Annotated in this window: 20 protein-coding genes; 17 read left to right on the forward strand and 3 right to left on the reverse strand. The window is 39.3% G+C overall.

Features of this window, described 5'->3' with window-relative positions:
• Nucleotides 1–105: 105 nt before the first annotated feature.
• The gene (locus WA010_RS01565; RefSeq protein WP_422555422.1) at nt 106–627 is read left to right on the forward strand and encodes a GAF domain-containing protein; all 522 of its coding nucleotides are present in this window, start codon (nt 106–108) and stop codon (nt 625–627) included.
• A gap of 36 nt (nt 628–663) precedes the next feature.
• Here the strand turns inward: WA010_RS01565 and asnB are convergent, their stop codons facing one another.
• Nucleotides 664–2,448, reverse strand: coding sequence for an asparagine synthase (glutamine-hydrolyzing) (gene asnB, locus WA010_RS01570; protein ID WP_422555423.1), 1,785 nt, complete (start codon nt 2,446–2,448; stop codon nt 664–666).
• Nucleotides 2,449–2,534: 86 nt separating this feature from the next.
• Between asnB and WA010_RS01575 the strand changes: the two genes are divergently transcribed.
• The 16 genes from WA010_RS01575 to WA010_RS01650 all read left to right on the forward strand — a co-directional run bounded on the left by WA010_RS01575 (nt 2,535) and on the right by WA010_RS01650 (nt 19,723).
• Nucleotides 2,535–4,235: an ABC transporter ATP-binding protein gene (locus tag WA010_RS01575; protein WP_422555424.1), complete on the forward strand. Its 1,701-nt coding sequence runs from the start codon at nt 2,535–2,537 to the stop codon at nt 4,233–4,235.
• A gap of 31 nt (nt 4,236–4,266) precedes the next feature.
• A complete protein-coding gene (locus WA010_RS01580; protein ID WP_422555425.1) occupies nt 4,267–5,217 on the forward strand; it encodes a glycosyltransferase family 2 protein in 951 nt (316 codons plus the stop codon).
• Nucleotides 5,207–6,349 carry a glycosyltransferase family 4 protein gene (locus WA010_RS01585; protein ID WP_422555426.1) on the forward strand — a complete coding sequence of 381 codons (1,143 nt, stop codon included), beginning with the start codon at nt 5,207–5,209 and terminating at the stop codon, nt 6,347–6,349. The genes WA010_RS01580 and WA010_RS01585 overlap by 11 nt, the downstream gene beginning before the upstream one ends.
• Nucleotides 6,342–7,205 (forward strand): glycosyltransferase, encoded by an 864-nt coding sequence (locus WA010_RS01590; protein ID WP_422555427.1) that lies wholly within the window; start codon nt 6,342–6,344, stop codon nt 7,203–7,205. The genes WA010_RS01585 and WA010_RS01590 overlap by 8 nt, the downstream gene beginning before the upstream one ends.
• The gene (locus WA010_RS01595) at nt 7,202–8,257 is read left to right on the forward strand and encodes a glycosyltransferase family 4 protein (protein ID WP_422555428.1); all 1,056 of its coding nucleotides are present in this window, start codon (nt 7,202–7,204) and stop codon (nt 8,255–8,257) included. The genes WA010_RS01590 and WA010_RS01595 overlap by 4 nt, the downstream gene beginning before the upstream one ends.
• Nucleotides 8,254–9,366 (forward strand): glycosyltransferase family 4 protein, encoded by a 1,113-nt coding sequence (locus WA010_RS01600; protein ID WP_422555429.1) that lies wholly within the window; start codon nt 8,254–8,256, stop codon nt 9,364–9,366. The genes WA010_RS01595 and WA010_RS01600 overlap by 4 nt, the downstream gene beginning before the upstream one ends.
• Nucleotides 9,356–9,970 (forward strand): sugar transferase, encoded by a 615-nt coding sequence (locus WA010_RS01605; RefSeq protein WP_422555430.1) that lies wholly within the window; start codon nt 9,356–9,358, stop codon nt 9,968–9,970. Before WA010_RS01600 ends, WA010_RS01605 begins: the two co-directional genes overlap by 11 nt.
• On the forward strand, nt 9,967–10,968 hold the full coding sequence (locus tag WA010_RS01610; protein WP_422555431.1) for a 3-oxoacyl-ACP synthase III family protein: 1,002 nt from the start codon (nt 9,967–9,969) through the stop codon (nt 10,966–10,968). Before WA010_RS01605 ends, WA010_RS01610 begins: the two co-directional genes overlap by 4 nt.
• Before the next feature lie 2 nt (nt 10,969–10,970).
• Nucleotides 10,971–11,192, forward strand: a complete 222-nt coding sequence (locus tag WA010_RS01615; protein WP_422555432.1) for an acyl carrier protein — start codon at nt 10,971–10,973, stop codon at nt 11,190–11,192.
• Nucleotides 11,193–11,194: 2 nt separating this feature from the next.
• The gene (locus WA010_RS01620) at nt 11,195–12,229 is read left to right on the forward strand and encodes an aromatic ring-hydroxylating oxygenase subunit alpha (RefSeq protein ID WP_422555433.1); all 1,035 of its coding nucleotides are present in this window, start codon (nt 11,195–11,197) and stop codon (nt 12,227–12,229) included.
• Nucleotides 12,226–13,260, forward strand: a complete 1,035-nt coding sequence (locus WA010_RS01625; protein WP_422555434.1) for a 3-oxoacyl-ACP synthase III family protein — start codon at nt 12,226–12,228, stop codon at nt 13,258–13,260. The genes WA010_RS01620 and WA010_RS01625 overlap by 4 nt, the downstream gene beginning before the upstream one ends.
• Nucleotides 13,257–14,015, forward strand: a complete 759-nt coding sequence (locus WA010_RS01630; RefSeq protein ID WP_422555435.1) for an SDR family NAD(P)-dependent oxidoreductase — start codon at nt 13,257–13,259, stop codon at nt 14,013–14,015. Before WA010_RS01625 ends, WA010_RS01630 begins: the two co-directional genes overlap by 4 nt.
• Nucleotides 14,012–14,644, forward strand: coding sequence for a DapH/DapD/GlmU-related protein (locus tag WA010_RS01635; protein WP_422555436.1), 633 nt, complete (start codon nt 14,012–14,014; stop codon nt 14,642–14,644). The genes WA010_RS01630 and WA010_RS01635 overlap by 4 nt, the downstream gene beginning before the upstream one ends.
• Nucleotides 14,645–14,724: 80 nt before the next feature.
• Nucleotides 14,725–16,830: an STT3 domain-containing protein gene (locus WA010_RS01640; protein WP_422555437.1), complete on the forward strand. Its 2,106-nt coding sequence runs from the start codon at nt 14,725–14,727 to the stop codon at nt 16,828–16,830.
• 2 nt (nt 16,831–16,832) lie between these two features.
• Entirely contained in the window at nt 16,833–17,942 is a 1,110-nt protein-coding gene (pglE, locus tag WA010_RS01645) for a UDP-N-acetylbacillosamine transaminase (RefSeq protein ID WP_422555438.1), read from the forward strand.
• On the forward strand, nt 17,939–19,723 hold the full coding sequence (locus WA010_RS01650; RefSeq protein ID WP_422555439.1) for a polysaccharide biosynthesis protein: 1,785 nt from the start codon (nt 17,939–17,941) through the stop codon (nt 19,721–19,723). The genes pglE and WA010_RS01650 overlap by 4 nt, the downstream gene beginning before the upstream one ends.
• A 73-nt stretch (nt 19,724–19,796) precedes the next feature.
• Here the strand turns inward: WA010_RS01650 and WA010_RS01655 are convergent, their stop codons facing one another.
• Both WA010_RS01655 and WA010_RS01660 read right to left on the reverse strand, forming a co-directional pair.
• The gene (locus tag WA010_RS01655; RefSeq protein ID WP_422555440.1) at nt 19,797–20,147 is read right to left on the reverse strand and encodes a UDP-2,3-diacylglucosamine diphosphatase; all 351 of its coding nucleotides are present in this window, start codon (nt 20,145–20,147) and stop codon (nt 19,797–19,799) included.
• Nucleotides 20,148–20,193: 46 nt separating this feature from the next.
• Nucleotides 20,194–20,570 (reverse strand): dihydroxy-acid dehydratase (locus WA010_RS01660; RefSeq protein WP_422555441.1); only part of this gene is annotated, 377 nt, incomplete at its 5' end.

Genomic DNA, 20,570 nt, shown 5'->3' on the forward strand with positions numbered 1-20,570 from the left:
GCCTTCTCCCCTCTTGCTTCGCTTTTATCCCTAATATATTAGCATTATTGAATTTTTTAGCTTTACCTTGATACTATTTAACTATGTCTCTCTAAAGGAAGCATCATGAACCCTGCATTTTCATATAAAAAATTGGCTGATTTCGGGCGTACCCTCCTCAATCGTCTCTCCTTAGAAGAAGGGCTCCCTATGATTTCCGAATATGCCAAACAGATCACCGGTGCGGAACGATGCTCTATTTTTATATACAATCCTAAAATTAAAATGCTATGGACAACACTAGCTGATGGCATTGAAAAAATCATGATCCACAAAGAGGATGGTATTGTAGGTCATACCGTCAAAGAGAAAAAACCTATTTTAGTTAATGATCCGTATATCGATGAACGATTTCTCCCTGCAATCGATAATAAAACCGGCTTTATCACCAAAAATATCGCGTCTATTCCTATATTTGATTCCAATCGTCATGTTATCGGTGTCTTTCAGCTTCTAAATAAGCCGAGTGGATTTACTCAAGAAGACATAAAATCTATGATCTTTTTTGCCCATTACATCAGCGGATATCTTGAACTGGCAATCCTTTTTGAAGATGATACCAATAGCTTAATGAAAGGGATTAGATAAGAATATATCATTAATTTCGGAGTCTTGAACAGAATATTAAAACAATTCTCGCTTTATCCAATGACTGAGGAGATAAAGTCCCCATACATGCTGTTTAAATTTCCCTCGACGAGCTAAACCCTGATACTCTTCGATCACTTCAGGATAAAACAGTCCCGTTTTATCATTTACTTCCCGTATCAGCTCAATGCGTCTTGAAGCAATCAGCCACTCCATATAGGGATTGGCAAACCCTTTTTTACGACGGTTTAAAATCTCATCATTTAGATACTTTTTCCCCAACTGTTTGAGTAGGTATTTTGTTCCCCCCTCACCGATCCGCTCTTCGGGAGATTTCGAAAAGATACTTTCGGCTAATGTATGATCTAAAAAAGGGGTTCGAGCTTCGAGCGTATGTGCCATCGATACCCGATCCAATTTACTCAAAAAATGTTCCCCGACAAAAAGTTTTAAATCAATAGTGCTGTACCAGTGCGATGGGTGTGAAAATCTGCTTTGAGTAAAACTATCACGATAAGGTTGCAAAAATCGAAGTGATTCGTTATCACGTACATTTTCACGCAACAAAAGATTTTGTTGCAAATCGGTAAATTTTTCTCCCGATGTCCGAAAAAGGAGTGTCTCATCAAAAATCCGCTTATACCACTCCCACTCACGATTCATTGAAAAGTTACTGTGAAAATATTTTTTGAGCCAATTTTTGTGATGGAGTGATGCGGCTTTTTCGATATCAAGGTACTCAAAATACTGCCGATACCCTAAAAACAGTTCATCCGAACCCTCACCGCTGAGAACGACTTTGTACCCATCAGAGCTGATTTTTTTCATCAGCAGATACAAGGGTAATGCAGCGGGATCGTTGAGCGGTTCATCCATTTGGTCTAACACCTCATCCAAATGGGAGTCAAAATCACTGCGTGAAATCACCACCTCGGTGTTTTGTAGCCCTAAAAATTCTGCCGTAGCTTTAGCGTTGACCCGCTCATCGTATCCGCTGTATTCATCATACCCCAAGGTAAATGTTGGGAGCTTTTTCCCCTGATGAGAGGCGATTGCACAGATCATCGCACTATCTATCCCACCAGAGAGGAGTGCAGCTACCCCCACCTCAGTATCGAGCCGTTTATGAATACTTTCATGAAGCAGTTCTTCGAGTGTTTTGGAGCTTCTCAATGAGGTATGGGGAAGGTCGTAATAGGTCGTTTTGGTAATTTTTCCCCTCTCAAAACAAAGATACTCCCCCGATTGGAGCTTTTCAATCCCCTCATAAAACGTATGGGGCGGAGTGGGTGCGAGGAATGAGAGATACGAGCGCATCGCGTCACGATTCATTTGCACCGTTTTCAAAAACGGACGGAGGGCTTTAATCTCAGAACCAAAGACAAATGCTTCACCGTTTTGATAGTAAAACATCGGCTTTTTGCCAAATCGGTCACGCACCAAATAGAGCTTTTCCTCATCGATCAGTGCAAATGCAAACATTCCCTCAAAACGGTGGATGCATTCTATCCCCCACCTCTCATACGCGGCTAATATCACCTCGGCATCACTAGTAGACGTTTGCCACGGGTAATCAAGCTCTTGACGCAATGCTTTGTGGTTATATATCTCCCCGTTAAAACTCAAAAGGAGTTTTTTACGGCGCATTGGCTGATGGGATCTTGGGTGATTATCGGTAATAGAGAGACGATGATGTGCTAAAAAAAGGTTCTGTTGCTCAATAATACCGCAATGATCCCGTCCACGGTGCGCAATTTTTTTAAGTGCTTCACGTGCTTTGATAGAAGAATACTCACCGATAATTCCAAATACTCCGCACACGTGAAACCTTTTTTTTGCAATTATACGATATCATAACCTACCATTACTCCTGATGTTGATTAGTATAGGAAAAGACACCTCAATTCATGACTCTATTTTTTACCAAACTTCTTTCTATCCTAACATCACACGATAAAAGATTCCTTGTCGTCTTAATAGTTATCTCCATCGCCGTTTCTCTCATCGAGATGGTCGGAGTAAGCGCGATTCTCCCCTTTATCAACATTGCCAGTAATTTTGATCATATCCACACAAATGTCTATACAGAACGGATCTACACCTTTTTCAGGTTTGACAACGACATCCAATTTGTCATCGCCATCGGTATAGCCCTTTTAGTCTTTTATTTTTTACGTTCACTGCTCAATCTAGGGTATTTTTATCTGCTTGCCAAATTTTCAAAAGGACGTTATCACCTCATTGCTTATCGACTGTTTGAAAACTATTTGGGGATGAGCTATCGCTCTTTCATCGATAAAAACAGTGCCGATCTCAGTAAAGCTATCATCAACGAAGCCCAAAATATGACAACCCTTATTTCAGGTCTTTTACTGATGCTAAGTGAGATATTTGTTGTCATATTTATTTATGCAATCATGCTTTATATCAACTGGAAAATCACACTGCTCATCAGTATGATCCTTATCGTCAATGCCGTGTTGCTCGTCTTCACCGTTTCACGTTCGATCAAAAAAGCAGGGGTTTCACGAGAAGAGCATCAAAAAAAGTTTTTTGAGATTATCCAAAGCAGCCTCGGTAACTTTAAAATGATGAAACTCACCTCCAATACCGAATCAATTCTCGAAAAATTCGACCATGCCAGTGCAGGCTATGCCGCAGCTAATATCCGTAATGAAACACTCAACCATTTTCCACGGCTATTTTTAGAAGCTCTCGGATTTGGGATTATCATTTTTATGATTATTTACCTCGTGAATAAATATCAAAGCGATATTTCAGGAGCCTTGGCACTTATCTCTATGTTCATTTTAGGACTGTATCGACTCATGCCATCAGCAAACCGTATTCTAAACGGATATAATCAAATTCTTTTTCATAAAAGTTCTCTCGATATTATCCACAACGATTTGATGTATGATGCGGAAAAACTTCAAGATACCGCTATATATTTCGACCATACCTTACAGCTAGATCATGTCTACTTCGAATACAATGACGAAAAGCCTATTTTAGAAGATATTTCTCTCACTATCCATAAAGGGGATAAAATCGCCTTTATCGGTGAAAGCGGCAGTGGGAAATCAACTCTGGTTGATCTTATTATTGGACTTTATCGACCAAAAAGTGGAACGATCAGTGTAGATGGATCACTATTGGATGAGTCCAATATCAAAGCTTGGCGAAGTAAAATTGGATACATTCCGCAAAGTATCTATCTCTTTGACAATACAGTAGCCCATAATGTTGCTTTCGGGAAACCTATCGACGATGTTCAGCTCAAAGAATCTCTTCATAAAGCCAATATCTTAGAATATTTAGAAACCCATCACGAAGGAATTAATACGATAGTTGGCGAAGGGGGAATTAAACTCAGCGGTGGACAGCGGCAACGGATCGCCATCGCACGCGCCCTCTATGGAAATCCTGAAATTTTAGTCCTTGATGAAGCCACCAGCGCTCTCGATAGCGACACCGAAGCCAAAATTATGGAAGAAATCTATAAAATTGCTGAGAATAAAACATTGATTGTTATCGCTCATCGGCTCAGTACGATAGAGGGGTGCAAGCAGGTATATATGCTTGAAACTCATCAAATCCACCATTAAACAAAGTCAAGTGATTTTATAGGATTATTTTATGAATAAAAAACTAGCCATTTGTATACCTACATATAATCGCGCAATGGTTTTAAAAGAATTATTGTCTACTATAATTCCCAATCTCATTATAGACCAAGTCCCCATTTATATTTCCGACAATAATTCTTCTGATAATACCTTTGAAATTGTCATGGAAGCAAAAAAAGTCTACCCTTTTATTTTTTATCGCCAAAATACAGAAAATTTAGGAGCAGATAAAAATTTTGAAAATGTTTTAAAAATGTCAGAATGCTCTTATTCCTGGCTACTCGGCGATGATGATCTTATTATTAACGACGGAATAAAAAAGATACTTGAATTAATTAACGTCCATTCTGCTGATCTTATTGTGACTAATGGGACAAATTACAACCAAAGTCTTCTAAAAAAGCCCCTATTAATGAGTGCGGTATACCAAAATCACAATACATTATTAAATGACCTTTGGTATACAATGACATGGATGAGTACATTGATTTTTAGTGCTGAACTCATTAAAAAAGCTAAGTTTAGTACCTATTATAATACCAATTTTATACAAACTGCAATTGTATTCGACTATTTGGCAACACAATCAACTTTTTATGTTTATTGGCATTCATTCCCTTTGGTTCAATCTCCACCTAATGAAAAAATTATTAATCCCTATACAGATAGAATCCTCAATATTTTTCTTCAAAAATGGACGGACGTCCTTCTCTCGCTTCCTCCGATTTACAATAATAATACAAAATTGAAATGTATTCGGGAATCGGGAATTTCTTTAAAAAGCCTTTACGGTTTGCGTATGGATCAACTCTTTAGCATAAAAGATTATTTTTTGTATAAAGATTACTTTCCGTTTGTTACCAAGGCTCCCAGTTCACTTATCTTTCTTCTTTCCATAGCCCCATCTTCAGTTTTAAAAACTATTTATTTCTTGATCAAAAAATATTCTCATGAACGCTAAAAAAATCAATATTCTGTACTGTAATCGTTCAGACTGCTTAACCAATCCCGGCGGCGATACTATTCAAATGCTCAAGACAAAGGAATATCTGGAATCATCCTTTCCTGTTTCAATTGATATCGCACTCTCGCTTGAAGAAATCTTCTCCTCTGATGCTACCATTGTTCATATTTTCAATATTAGAACGGTCGATCAAACACTAGCATTTGTTTCAAATGCAAAAAAAGCAGGTAAAATCATTATCCTTTCCCCAATTTTTTGGGATTTGAGTGACGCATTATTCATTATTCATATGTCAAAATTCAAATTTTATCAATTTGGCAAATTTTATAAAATTTACAAAAAATTTCACCGTGCTCTTTCAAAAATCAGTGCATTTGTAATTGGAAAACCTTATAGCACTTCTTCTCATTATAAAAATAAAATTATGGATATACTGGCCGAAGTACACCTCTTACTTCCTAACTCTATAGAAGAACTTACACAATTAGAGCACTATACCCAACTAAAGTTTATGCACTCAAAAATCATTTTTAATGCTATTGATATGAACATTTTTAAATCTGTCAAGCCTCTTCAAAAAAATATTATTCCAAAAACGGTAGTATGTGCGGCCAGAATTGAACCCATTAAAAACCAACTCTCCTTAATAAGAGCTCTTTTTTACCATACGGATATCCATATTATTTTGATCGGTAAAATAGGTCAAGACCAACATTATGCAAATTTGATTAAACAAATCGGACAAGAAAGAGGAAATTTTACTCTTATTGCCAATCATATTCCTCAGAATGAACTTGTTAAAATTTTCAACAGTGCGCATGCGCATGTGCTCCCATCTTTCAGTGAAACAACAGGACTAAGTTCAATAGAAGCACTATGTAGCGGGCTTAAAATAGTTGTGTCCAAAAAACAATTTTGCCCTGTTTACACCTATTTCCAAGACAGAATCGATCGAGATGTATTCGTATGTAATCCTTATGATACAGAATCGATCAAAGAAGCTGTTTTATTATCTTTGGAGTCACAAACACTTATACAAAAATGCGATAAAAGATTTTCATGGGAATATACAGCTCAACAGACTTATCTAGCCTATCAAAGTTTGATACAAAAGCAAAATAATGACTGAAAAAGTTGCCGCAATTGTCGTTTATTACCATCCAACAGAAATATCCCTACAGAATATTCTGACATACCTCGAGGAGGTAGACAAACTTTTTATAATCGACAACTCACCAAATTCCAATATAGATTTAGTTGAAAAAATTGTTAAAGGCTTCCCTCCCAAAATATCTTATACCTTCAATAACCAAAACCTCGGCATTGCCACAGCTCTAAACATGGGGATTACATACGCATTAAAAGAAACCTATACCTACGCTTTCTTGATAGATCAAGACAGTACAATAGAATCAAAATGTGTCAGTTTTTTAATAGCAGCCCTCGAAAACGATTCTTCTGCTTTTATAGCAGGTGCCATTTATAAAGATCCAGATGATCCCGTTTACTTAAATATTCCAAATGTGCTCCAGAAAAGTTTAACCGCAATAACATCCGGCTCATTGTTACGTCTTTCTCTCACTCCTGCTATAGGGTTACATGATGAAAAACTATTTATCGATTATGTCGATTTTGAATATTCTTTGAGATGTAATCTGCTTGGCTATAAAGTTCTAAGAGTCCCAACTGCAAAAATGATACACAAACTTGGGAATTTTCAACGAATCAATTTTTTTGGTTTTCATTCATATATAACAAATCATTCACCCATTCGAAAATATTATCGTTTGCGTAATGCCTTATATGTTTGGAAAAAATATTTTTTTCATTTTCCCAAATGGGTTATAGTTGATATACTTAGATCTTGTAAAGATATTTTCAAATGTTTCATATTTGAGCCTGATCGTTTCTTACAGCTAAAAGCATATATCTATGCAATAAGAGATTTTACAAAAGCAAAATATGGGAAAATCGATTCAATATGACTAATCTCTCCTTTTTTACCAAATATCCGACACAAGGGGCAACCAGCCGATATCGCAGTTTTGCATTTGCCTCTCGTCTTGCAGAGTTGAATTACAATATAGAAATTAACTCCTTCATGGATATTCATTATCTTAATAATTTATTCGCGAAAAAACCAAAAAACAAACTACATATTTTCTTATCTTACTGCGAAAGATTTTTTGCGGTATTGCGTTCTTCGGACAACTTGATTATCGAACGTGAACTTTTCCCTTATCTTCCCTATGGAATTGAAAAATGGTTTTTAAAAGATAAAAATTATATTCTTGATTATGATGATAACGTATGGGAAGACTATCGTGGGAAAAAAATGCTCAAAAAAAAATATGATTATCTTGTCGAAAATGCTGCCGCTGTTATTGTAGGAAATGATTATCTTGAAGAGTATGTGAGAAAACTCAACCCCAATGTCATTAAAATTCCAACAGTCATTAATCTTGAATCCTATCAAAATGTAGCTATACACAAGTTTGACCGTTTCTCACTAGTATGGATTGGCAGTCCCATCACCTATCGCTATATTGAAGCTTTTGCCTCTGTATTTCAAACTCTTGCAAAAACTCTTAATTACGATCTTATTATCATTGCTTCCAAAACATTGGAAAATAGAGCAATACCCGGTGTATCTATGAAGTTTTATGACTGGTCTAGTGAAACAGAAGCTACCCTTCTTAAACAATCTCATGTAGGTATTATGCCCCTAAGTACTGATCCCTTTAGCCAAGGGAAATCAGGGTTTAAACTGATCCAATACCAAGCGGCAGGATTGCCATCGGTAGCAAGCCCTGTCGGAGAAAATCGGACTATTATCCAAGAAGGGATGAACGGGTTCTTACCTAAAAAGCAAAATGAATGGATTGATGCAATCACACAGCTTTATAATAATTCGGCTCTTTACACTGAATATTCGGAATATGCTCTCCAAAATGCTTATAATTTTTCAATACAAAAATATTTCCCGATTTATAAAAATTTTATTGATTCCATTTTTTCAGTAAAATCAAAAAAATGACCTTCGGCTTCCTCTCCCATCTCGATTACAACCTTTGGCTTTTTCGTCTGCCGGTCATGCAGGAGTTGGTACGTCAAGGTCATATGGTGTATGCGATATGCCCCTCAGGTGAAATCAGCGAATCCTTTTCCAAACACGGCATTACTCATATTCCATATGAAATTGAGCGTTCAAGTCTAAACCCAGTTCAAGAGATCCGTGCTATCCGCAATATCTACAAAGCGATCACTCCTTTAAAGCTCGATATCCTCCATACTTTTACTGCCAAACCTAATATCTACGGCACTATCGCAGGACGATTGGCAAAAGTTCCCCGTATCATCAATCTCGTAGAGGGGTTGGGAAGTTTTTATCTCGAAAATGATTTCAAAAGCCGTGCTATTCGTACTCTCATTGAACTTCTCTACACTCGTATCTTTAAACTCTCCGATACCGTTATGTTCGTCAATCAGGACGACCCTACTTATCTAATCTCTAAAAAAATCATTAATCCTGAAAAAATATTTATCATCAAAGGGGTAGGAATAGATACTAATGAATGGAAGCCTTTGCCAAAAGAAAATGAGTGGATTAGAGTCACCATGATAGCTCGTGCCCTTAAACACAAAGGAGTATTGGAGTTTATTGAAGCAGCAAAAATTCTCACGAAAAAGTTTCCGAAGGTCACATTCCAATATGTAGGTTCACCCGATGAAGGAAATCCATTTAGTGTTACTGAAGCTTTTATGCAAGAACAATCCTCCATACACTACTTTGGACATCAAACCAATATTCGCCATATTCTATCCCAAAGTGATATTTTTGTTCTGCCGAGCTTTTATCGCGAAGGGCTGCCGCGCACCTCCATGGAAGCTGCTAGTATGGGGCTGCCAATCGTTACCACTGATGTTGTAGGATGCAGAGAGACAGTCGATAACGGAGTGAACGGTTTAATCGTCCCTCCCAAAGATTCACTCGCGCTGGCTGAAGCGATAGAGCACCTTTTGAAAGATGAAAATCTCCGTAAAAAGATGGGCAAAGAGAGCCGTCTCAAAGCGGTGCGGGAGTTTGATATCGTTACAATAGTTGAAAAACATCTCGAAGTGTATGGATTGCAGCATGTACGTTAATCTTATTAAGCCATTATTTGACCAACTGTTGGCTGTAACTTTATTGATTTTAGCCCTTCCATTAATTGCGTTAATCGCACTATTAATTGTATTCACTATGGGTCGACCTGTCCTTTTTACACAACGCAGACCGGGGCTGCATGGAAAAATTTTTACTATTTATAAATTCCGCACCATGAGTGACACGCGAGATATTAACGAAGAACTTCTCAGTGATGAGCTGCGTCTTCGAGGAGTCGGCAAATGGGTCCGCAGCCTCAGCCTCGATGAGCTCCCCCAACTGCTCAATGTTCTCAAGGGTGAAATGAGTTTTATCGGACCGCGTCCTCTCTTACCGGAATATTTGCCGCTCTATACTTTGCAGCAAGCACGAAGGCATGATGTCAAACCCGGCATCACCGGATGGGCTCAGATAAACGGACGCAATGCGATTAGCTGGGAAGAAAAATTTCGATATGATATTGAATACGTCGACAATATATCGTTTGCCTTCGACTTTAAAATCTTTTATCGTACTTTTGCAAAGGTTTTTATCAAAGAAGGGATATCGCAAGCAGGAGAAGCAACCATGGAAAAGTTTACCGGTAGTAAGGGAAAAAAATGAAAATATCGTATTATCTTCCTTCAAAAACCGAAGATAATCAGACCTTTGAAGCACTTGGATGGCCCTCTAAAAAAATCTTTGCCAAAACCGGAATACGCCAACGGCATGTCAGCGCACCGGAAGAAACTGCGCTTGATCTTGCATTCAAAGGGTGTGAAAGACTATTTACCGACTATGACATCGACAAAACTGCCATCGACTATATCCTCTACTGTACCCAAAGCCCCGATTTCGTCATTCCGGGCAATGCCGGAATTTTACAACACCGATTGGGCTTGCCGAATGCGATTGGCGCTGTCGATATCAATCAAGGATGTACCGGATATGTCTATGCCCTCTCTCTCGCAAAAGGGCTTTTGGCTACCCATCAGGCACACACTATCCTGATTGTTACAACCGACACCTATACCAAATACATTCATCCGCTGGATCGTGCCAACCGCTCAATTTTCGGGGATGGTGCAAGCGCAACCCTATTGGAACAAAATGACGTGGAGAATATCGGGCAATTTATTTTTGGTACCGACGGCAGTGGTGCGCAAAACATATGCGTCAAAACCAGCGGTTTAAAATACCCGAAAAATCCACAAACCTCCATCGAGCACCAAGACGATTCGGGCAATGTCCGCAGCGAAAACAACCTCCATATGAATGGCTCAGAAGTGTTTTCCTTTACCCTCGAACATGTTCCTCAAGCTGTCACAGCTATACTGACTAAACACAACCTCTCTATGGATAAGATTGATCATTTCGTTTTCCATCAGGCAAACGGTTTTATGCTGACCCATTTGCGTGATAAAATTGGCATCCCCGAAGAAAAATTTTCAATCTGTATGGAAGATACCGGGAATACTGTCTCATCCACCATTCCCATCGTCCTTTCTGAGCTTATGCGAACTAAAACCGTTAAGGAAAATGATAGAGTGATGCTTGTATCATTTGGCGTCGGTTATTCGTGGGCTGCTACGATTTTGACCTATAAACCTAACGAGGATTAAAAATGACTAAACAAGATTTAATAACCGAAATTGAAGACATTCTCCAAGTGGATGAGGGAAGTTTAAATGAAGAAACAGCACTTGCTTCGCTTGAAGATTGGGACTCGTTAGCTTTTATCAGTATCATCGCTTTATTTGATAAAAAGCTCAGTAAAAAAGTATCGCTTGATGAACTCAAACAATGCCAAAGTGTTGGGGATATCATAGCGCTATCAGGCATCTAAGGATGATCTCCCAAGCAGATTATTCTACTCCATTAACCTATGAAAAAGAGTGCGAAATACTCTTCGAACACTTTTACCATTTTGGAGCACACCGCTCTGAGCTGGCAAAATCGAATGACTTTCGACGTATTCAGGCAGGTGGACATGATATCGTCCTTTATAACGACCACGGGAATATTATCGCTTTTGAAAACAGCTGTCCCCACAGAGGATGTTTGCTTATCGAAGATTCTCACGGTTCGCAAGAGCTCTTGTGCCCCTATCACGGATGGCGCTTCGGAGAAGGGAAATGTGTTGTCCCCAATCGCAAACTTTTCAATAAAGAAGAAGTCGCATCTGCTGCACTGAATACGTATAAGATCGATTTCTGCGGCAATTTTATTTTTTTCTCACCGGCACCTTCTTCTACATTGAGAGAGCAACTCGGTTCTTTTTGGGATATGCTTGAAACCATCTCGCATGATGTCTCCCGCCTTATTGACGATAATGACCAACCTTTTTCTTCTAATTGGAAAATTTCGCTCGAAAATGCCCTCGAAAACTATCATGTGTCTTCCGTTCATCCGACTTCGCTTGGAACTCTGGAACCTACAGATGGGACGGTTACATTTGATAAAACCAATTCGTTATGGGAATCACCGTTGGGAAATACGAAAGTGCATACCAAACTGTTAAAACTTCATACCCTTTTTGACAACAAATATCGCAACGAGTGCTATTTCAGCCTCTATCTTTTCCCTTTTTCCATGATCTCCTCTACGTTTGGGTATTCTTACGCATTTCAGAATTTTTATCCGAAAATACCTACAGAGACGGCATTTTCTAGCCGTACCTATGCCACACAAACCAAATACGCCGCATTTTATGACAATATAGCACACCTGAATCGTCAAATCTTTACTGAAGATGCCCGTATTTGTGAACTCGTTCAAAAAGGAACCGCTTTGCCCGCTCAGTATATCTATAACGCTCAAGAAAAACGGATTCTTGTTTTTCACCAATACTATGAAGCTCTCATTAAAGACGAAGCATTATGAAAATCACTTACACTCATGCAACTATTAGACAGATCGTCACGGTAACTCCAAATCAAAAAATAAGTAACTACGACCTTCCGTTTGATGACAAAACTAAAAAAAAGATTATTAAAATGACTGGGGTCGAAACACGCTATATTCTTGATGAAAATACTTCCCTGTTACCCCTTTATATTCAAGCAGTACAGGAAGTTTTCAAAACCATTGATCCGCAAAGCATCGATGCACTCATTGTCGTAACACAGACTCCTGAATATAGACTTCCAACGACAGCAAATGTCTTACACGGCATACTAGGTCTCAAAAAAGATGCTTTGGCATTTGATATCAATCAAGGATGTTCGGGATATATCTACGGTCTATCACAAGCGTTTGCTCTGCTTGAAACTGCCTCTGATATCAAACGTATCCTTTTATTTGATGGAGATGCTATCTCAAAAATTTCCGAACCTGAGAATAAATCAACCGCTTTTCTTTTCGGTGATGCCGCCAGTGTGACCCTTTGTGAACGATCGAATAATTCTAAAAGCTACTTTGTGCTTAAATCAGATGGACGCGGGTATAAAAATCTGATCATACCTGATGGAGGCATTGCTTCACCTCTATGTGCAGCTTCTTATAAAAAACAAAGTGATGAAAGTGGCAATATTACTTCCGCATCAACTCTGTATATGAACGGAACTGAAATTTTTAATTTTACTGTTGATGAAGTTCCTTCTCTTTTAGAAGATATTTACACATTATCAAATCAAACTTCAGACTCCATTAATGTATTTTGTTTTCATCAAGCCAACCGTTTTATGCTTGATTTTTTAGCGAATAAAATGGGTATCACCGATAAAACACCTATTAATATTGATCACTACGGCAATAGCTCTAGCGTCTCTATCCCCTTGTTAATCTCCGATCTTCCTGAAAAATGTTGCCATCCGCGTTCTCTTTTAGCCGGTTTTGGCGTAGGATATTCTATGGGAGCTGTACTTCTTGACCTTTCAAACACTCAAACAACCCTGAAAAGGTTCGAAAAATGATTCAATTTAATCCTGATAATGTTTTTTTAGTCACCGGTGCTTCAAGCGGTCTTGGAAAAGCAATAGCTCTTAAAATCATCGCTCTTGGTGGCTCTGTTATTGCTGTTTCTCGAAATAGTGATAAACTCAATCTCTCACGCAATGAAGCAATTGAGCCTGAGCGTTTTTTTATCGAACCGTTTGATTTGTCAGCCTCTCTAGAAGAAATCCCTGATTTCATAAAACAATGTGCAAAAAAATACGGCAAATTAGCCGGTCTCGTCCATTCTGCAGGAATTGGCGGAGTCACCCCCCTTAAAGTACTCGACCTTAGTGAAGCTAAATCAATGTTTGATATCAACTATTTCGGGGCACTTATGCTGACAAAAGGGTTCTGTGATAAACGGATATGTACTGCAAATGCATCTGTCGTAATACTCTCTTCCATAGCCGCAATTCAAGGCAATAGCGGGTTGGGGAACTACTCCGCGACTAAAGGAGCCGTCAACTCCCTTGTTCAATCTCTCGCCGTCGAAACAGCTAAACAAAATATTCGGATCAATGCTATTTCACCCGGCTTTATTGTAACCGAAATCATCCAACATGCACCCAATGTCTATAATGATGAATTTTTTACGAAAATCAAAGAAGAGTACCCGCTAGGAGAAGGTCACCCTGAAGATGTAGCATCAGCCTGCATCTTTTTACTAAGTCATAGTGCCCGCTGGATCACGGGTCAAAATATTATTATCGATGGAGGACGAACACTATTATGAAAAAACGGCTTGCCATAATCGGGGGTGGCGGATTTGCAAAAGAGATTATAGAGGTGGCTCTTTTAAACGGATTTGAGATCATTGGTATCTTTGCAGAGCATAATAATCTTATTGCATATCCCCATCTCGGGTATCTTGATGAACTGCTTTCTAAGCGTGATACGTTTGACTATGTACATATTGCATTTGGAGGGATCAACCAGACTGGGGTTGCCAATAGGGCTAAAATCATCCATTTTTTGGACAAGAATTGCATTCCTTCTGCTACCCTTATTTCACCCTATGCACGCATTAGTACTAATGTTACTATTGCAGAAGGGACATATATTGCACATAATGCACTCATTTCATGCGATGCTAGAATAGATGCTCATGTGATTATCAATACCGCCAGTTTAATTGGACATGATGCCCATATCGGCAAAAACACCACTGTATCTCCGCAAGCTTTCATAGGTGGAGAGAGCATTATCGGAAAAAATACCCTGATCAGCGCAGGAGTTATGATTAAACAAGGGATAACTATCGGAGAAAACTGTATCATAGGTATGGGGAGCATCATTCAACGTTCAATTCAGAGTAATATGCTGATGGTACATAATCATACAAAACCAGTTGCACTACATTAATCTAAAAGAACCTTTTTGATACACTACATAATTTTATTTTATTAAAACATTCAAAACATAACTATAAAGGCAAAACAGCCATGGATATACTCAAACTGCCAAAAAAACATGTCGGGATTAAGTTAACTCTTTTACTCATCATTACTGCGTATATCTTTTCCCTATCCATGCGCTTTATCTGGGTTTCAGAATTTCAAGGAGTGAAGCAATTCAAATACAATAATGAGCTAATGATCAATACCAATGACGGTTATTTTTTTGCCGAGGGGGCACGAGATATTTTAAAAGGGGATCATCAACCCAATGATCTCTCTCCGATTAATGAACCAATATCACTTTTAACAGCATGGCTTTCAAAAATTATCCCTGTTCATTTTGAAACTTTGATCCTATACATGCCCTCTTTCATCGGTTCATTCATTATTATTCCAATCATTTTAATCGGCAGAACCTTAGGACAAACGGGGATCGGTTTTATCGCTGCACTTTTAGCCAGTATCACCCATAGTTATTACAACCGAACCATGACGGGTTATTATGATACCGATATGCTCACCATCGTACTGCCTCTATTTGCCATCTATGCTATTATTCTAGCAATCACCCATCAGCGTAACCGCTTCTTGCTTCCGATCACCCTCACTTTTGCGATTACCCAATGGTGGTATCCACAAAGTTATTCGCTTAATACGGCAATCTTGGTGACGACACTTTTATATGCTCTCCTTTTTGAGCGTCGTAATCACTATTTTTATAAAATTTCTCTCTTTATTATCATTGGTATTCTATCCCTCCCTATTTGGACCAAAATAGCAATTGCACTCGCTATTTTTACTTTTTTCCATTACAAACCTGCTCTTGATCAAAAATGGTTTTGGGGTCTCTTTATTGCGATCGTTTCCCTTTATTTTTTCACAGGGGGGATTGATCCAATATGGGGGCAGCTAAAAGGGTATGTTTTCCGTGAAAGTATCTCCGATAATTCAGGTCTCCATTTTTATAATGTTGCCCAAACCGTTCGTGAAGCGGGCAATATTCCGTTTAATGTTTTTGCCGAGCGAATCAGCGGTCATCCGATTACGTTTGTTTTAGGATTGCTCGGTTATGGCGCAGCAATCATCGCTTATCGACCGTTACTGATTACATTACCCCTAGTTGGGCTAGGGTTTATCGCGATGAATGCAGGGTTACGTTTTACTATCTATGCGGTAGTGCCAATGGCTATCGGATTTGCTTATGTACTAATGCTCATCACCCGTCCGATAGAAAAAGAATGGTTTCGTGTTATCGTCTTGGTTGTTTTTAGCGGCGTAGCACTTTACCCTAACTATCTTCACATTCGTGAATACATGACACCGACCGTATTTACCGCAAAAGAGGTCTCCGTGCTTGAGAAACTTGGTACGCTTTCAAATAAAGAAGATTATGTTATCTCATGGTGGGATTATGGTTATCCGATCCGCTATTACAGTGATGTCAAAACACTTGTCGATGGCGGAAAGCACAGTGGAGACGTGAATTATCCTGCGAGTTTTGTTTTAACTCAGCCCCAACAAAATGCGGCATTCATGGCACGGCTAAGTGTTGAATACACCGAAAACGGCTACCAAAATAATAAACCTGAAATTATCGCCGAAATACTCAAAACCTACAAAACCGATTCTGTCGATGATTTGATGGTTCATCTCCAACTCAATTCGGTGCCTCTTCCTAAACCAACACGAGATATCTATCTCTATCTTCCCCTTCGGATGATGGATATCTTTCCTACCGTTACCCTCTTTAGTTATCTTGATCTTAAAAATCCCGATAATACTATGCAGCAACCTTTCTTTTACATGTCACAACAGTTTCAAGATACCGGCAAAACTGTAGAACTTGGAAACGGTCTTAGCATTATCAAAGAAAAAAATATCCTCAAACTCGGTACTCAAGAAGTCCCAATTAAAAGCTTTTACCAAATCGGTTATGACCAACATCAAAAACTTCAAGTTGATCAACAACAATTTGCTTCAGAAGGTCTCAATATCATTTTTATGGGAAGCTATGGACGGTTTTTAATTTTGGATGATTTTTATCTCAACTCATCTTATATCCAAATGTTTGTCTTTGAGCGATATGATCCTAAGCTTTTTGAACCGATCATCCTCGATCCGCTCAGTAAAGTCTACAAACTCAAAGTCTAACCATGAGTCAATCACGCCTTTTTCTCTCCCCTCCCCATATGAGTGGACGAGAACAATCCTATATTTCTGAAGCATTTGAGAGCAACTATATTGCTCCGCTTGGACCGATGGTAGATCGTTTTGAAGAAAGTATCCGCGACCTCACAAAAACACCTAATGCTCTCGCCCTCTCTAGCGCAACCGCCGCACTCCATCTCGCGCTTCGGGTTTTGGGTATTGGGAATGGAGATATCGTTTTAGCTTCTACGTTCACGTTTATTGGCTCTATTGCCCCAATCCTCTACCAAAATGCGGTACCGTTTTTCATCGACAGTGATACCAAAAGCTGGAATCTCGATCCCGATCTGCTAGAAGAGGCGATTCATAAAGCACCGAGTAAACCAAAAGCCCTTATCCTCACACACCTCTATGGACAATGCGCTGATCTGGATAAGATAATTTCTATTTGTGATGCTCATGGTATCTATTTGATCGAAGATGCGGCGGAGAGTCTCGGAACAACCTATAAAGACAAACAAAGCGGTACGTTCGGTACATTCGGAATTTACAGCTTTAACGGAAATAAAATTCTCACCACATCCGGTGGAGGAATGCTCGTATCACCACACAAAGAGCTTATCGACAAAGCTCGCTTTTACTCCACACAAGCTCGAAATGATGCACCTCATTATGAACACACTGAATATGGCTACAACTATCGGCTCAGTAATATTTTAGCTGCCATCGGGGTGGCTCAAATGGAAGTTTTAGAAAAACGTATCCAAAAACGGCGACAAATTTTTGAGTGGTACCACGAAACTCTAGAAGATATTCAGGAGATTGCTTTTATGCCTGAATTAAACAATTCGGTCGGAAATCGCTGGTTGAGTACCCTCACATTTGCAAACACATCACCTGAAAAGATTCGTCTTGCACTGGAAGAGTATAACATCGAAAGCCGACCTCTCTGGAAACCGATGCATCTTCAGCCTTTGTTTAAAAATACATTGTCACTTGAGAACGGCACATCACAAACCTTATTTGAAACAGGGCTATGCCTCCCTAGCGGTACACAGATGGAATATGACGATGTACTCCGTGTTTGCTCTATTCTTAAAAAGGTCATTATATGACAGAGTGGCTCCGTCCAAACAGTCTCAAAAGGGTCATTTTTTTTCTGCTAACCGATAGTGTATTATCCCTTTTCACCCTCTATATCGCTTACCTTTTACGCTTTAATTTTGAGATCCCTTCACTATTTTTAGACCCTTTTTTGAATGTTGCGGCAACTCTGATCCTATTGAAACTTTTTTTTATCCACCGATTCAAAAACTACACCATTGTTTGGCGGTTTTACTCCCTTACCGAAGCAAAAAACCTTTTTATGGCTCTCTTTATCGTCTACCTAACCCTCGCATCTATTCATTTAGTATTTCCAATACTTTTTGCCCCGTTTCCTCGAAGCGTGATTGTGATCGATCTTTTTCTCTCACTGGTATTTTTAGGAGGAATTCGATTTCTAAAGCGGATTGTGCTCGGATTTAAATCAAGTTCACATATTTTAAAGCCAACTCTTTTAATCGGTATCTCCTCTGATACTGCGAATCTCATCAAAAGTACCCTGACCACATCGCGAGATTACTATCCGATAGCAATCATCGCCGTACAAGATAAAAATCTCAATATGATCGGCTCCCATCTAGGCAATATTAAAATTTACGGTATGAATGATCTGCCTCTGATAATCCGTGAAAAAATGATCTCTACTGTCATTATCGATGGGCTGCTCCCAAATGAATACCTTTGGAATATATATGATAAACTGGAAAATTGCGGTATTCGTGAAATCAAACGCTCACGATTTCTCCAAGAGAGTATCAATAAAATCGAAGATCTCTCTATCGAAGAGCTCCTAGCCCGCCATCCAAAAGACCTTGATACTCAAACGATCCAAAATTTTATCCAAGGAAAAAGTGTCCTCATCACCGGTGCAGGGGGAAGTATCGGTAGTGAAGTTTCATTACAATGTCACCGCTTTGGCGCATCTTCTTTGATACTGATTGATCACAGCGAATACAATCTCTACCAAATTGGTGAAAAACTCCCCACAGCCGAGCTTCATTTGTGCAATATTCTCGACTATACAACATTAGACACTATCATCCAAAAAAATAAGCCCGATATTGTCATTCATGCCGCTGCCTACAAGCATGTCCCCTTATGTGAATACAACCCACATGCTGCCGTTATGAATAATATTATCGGGAGTAAAAATGTTATCGATAGTGCCATAGCACATGATGTCCCAAAAATCGTCATTATCTCCACCGATAAAGCGGTTCGCCCTACGAATGTCATGGGAGCAACCAAACGGGTTGTGGAACTCTATGCCCAAAACGTCAATTCTCATAACAGTGAAATCGTCGCTGTCCGCTTCGGAAATGTATTGGGTTCCAGTGGAAGTGTTATCCCCAAATTTAAATCCCAAATTGAGTCAGGAGGACCCATTACCATTACCCATCCCGATGTCGAGCGCTATTTTATGCTGATCAGCGAAGCATGCCAACTTGTCCTCCAAGCAGCATCTATCGCTCGTGGGGGAGAGCTTTTTATTCTTGATATGGGAAAACCCGTCAAAATTACAGATTTAGCCAATACCATGATCAAACTTTACGCAACAAAGCCGATAGAAATTGTCTATACTGGCTTACGACCGGGAGAAAAACTCTATGAAGAGCTCTTAATGGATGAGAGTGAACAGCAAACTGCTTTTCAATCGATTATGATTGCCCGCTCATCTGTGTATCCCATCCCTGCACTTAATACTGCAATCGATTCTCTGGTACATGCTCATAACGTTCCAAAAGAACTTCACAAAATTATCCCCGAATATACCCTGCTTCATGAAGTATGAACTTGTAAAATCTCATACAAGCGATGAGGCGAACATTCCTGCGGACGAATCACGTTAAAACTGCCTAAGCGTTCTATATAAGAGCGATACTCTTATGGACTTTTTCATGCGTAATAATGATATTGTCTCCCATCACCATCGGCAAGAAAGGGCGTAAAAATTCATCGTGATTGCCAATAATATAAAAGATTTTTGTCCCTTTTCGGGCTTTACGAAGTATTTTTTGAAGAACATCCGATTGCGCTTGACTCCAACGCCAATTTCGACGAAGTTCCCATCCATCTATGATATCTCCAACAAGATAAAGATGTTCACATTCGACATTACGGATAAATTCGAGAAGACGATCCGACTGAGCATCACGCGTCCCCAAATGGGGATCAGAGATAAACACGCTACGGTAATTAAGTACACCCTCATTCATAAATGAGAGTGTAGAGTTGAAAGATTACCGTTCGGTGACGAAGCGATTACAATTCAGTTTTAAGTGCCGCACCATTTGAGGCATTGGAGACAAGGAGGCTATAGCGTTTGAGCCATTTAGAAGCGATCTCTTTTTTGATCGGTTTCCAGTGAAGACGGCGTTGCTCTAGCACTTCATAACTCACATTGAGTTGCAAAAGATGGGTATCAACATCGAGTTCGATCTCATCACCGTCTTCGATAAGTGCGATGAGACCTCCCTCAGCCGCTTCAGGGCTTACGTGACCGATAGAGGCACCGCGAGTTGCACCCGAAAAACGTCCATCCGTGATGAGGGCAACGCTCTCACCTAATCCCATCCCCATGATAAGAGCGGTAGGGGCGAGCATCTCTTGCATTCCTGGGCCACCTTTTGGTCCTTCAT

The organism is Sulfuricurvum sp. (genome assembly GCF_049305995.1).
Taxonomy (GTDB): domain Bacteria; phylum Campylobacterota; class Campylobacteria; order Campylobacterales; family Sulfurimonadaceae; genus Sulfuricurvum.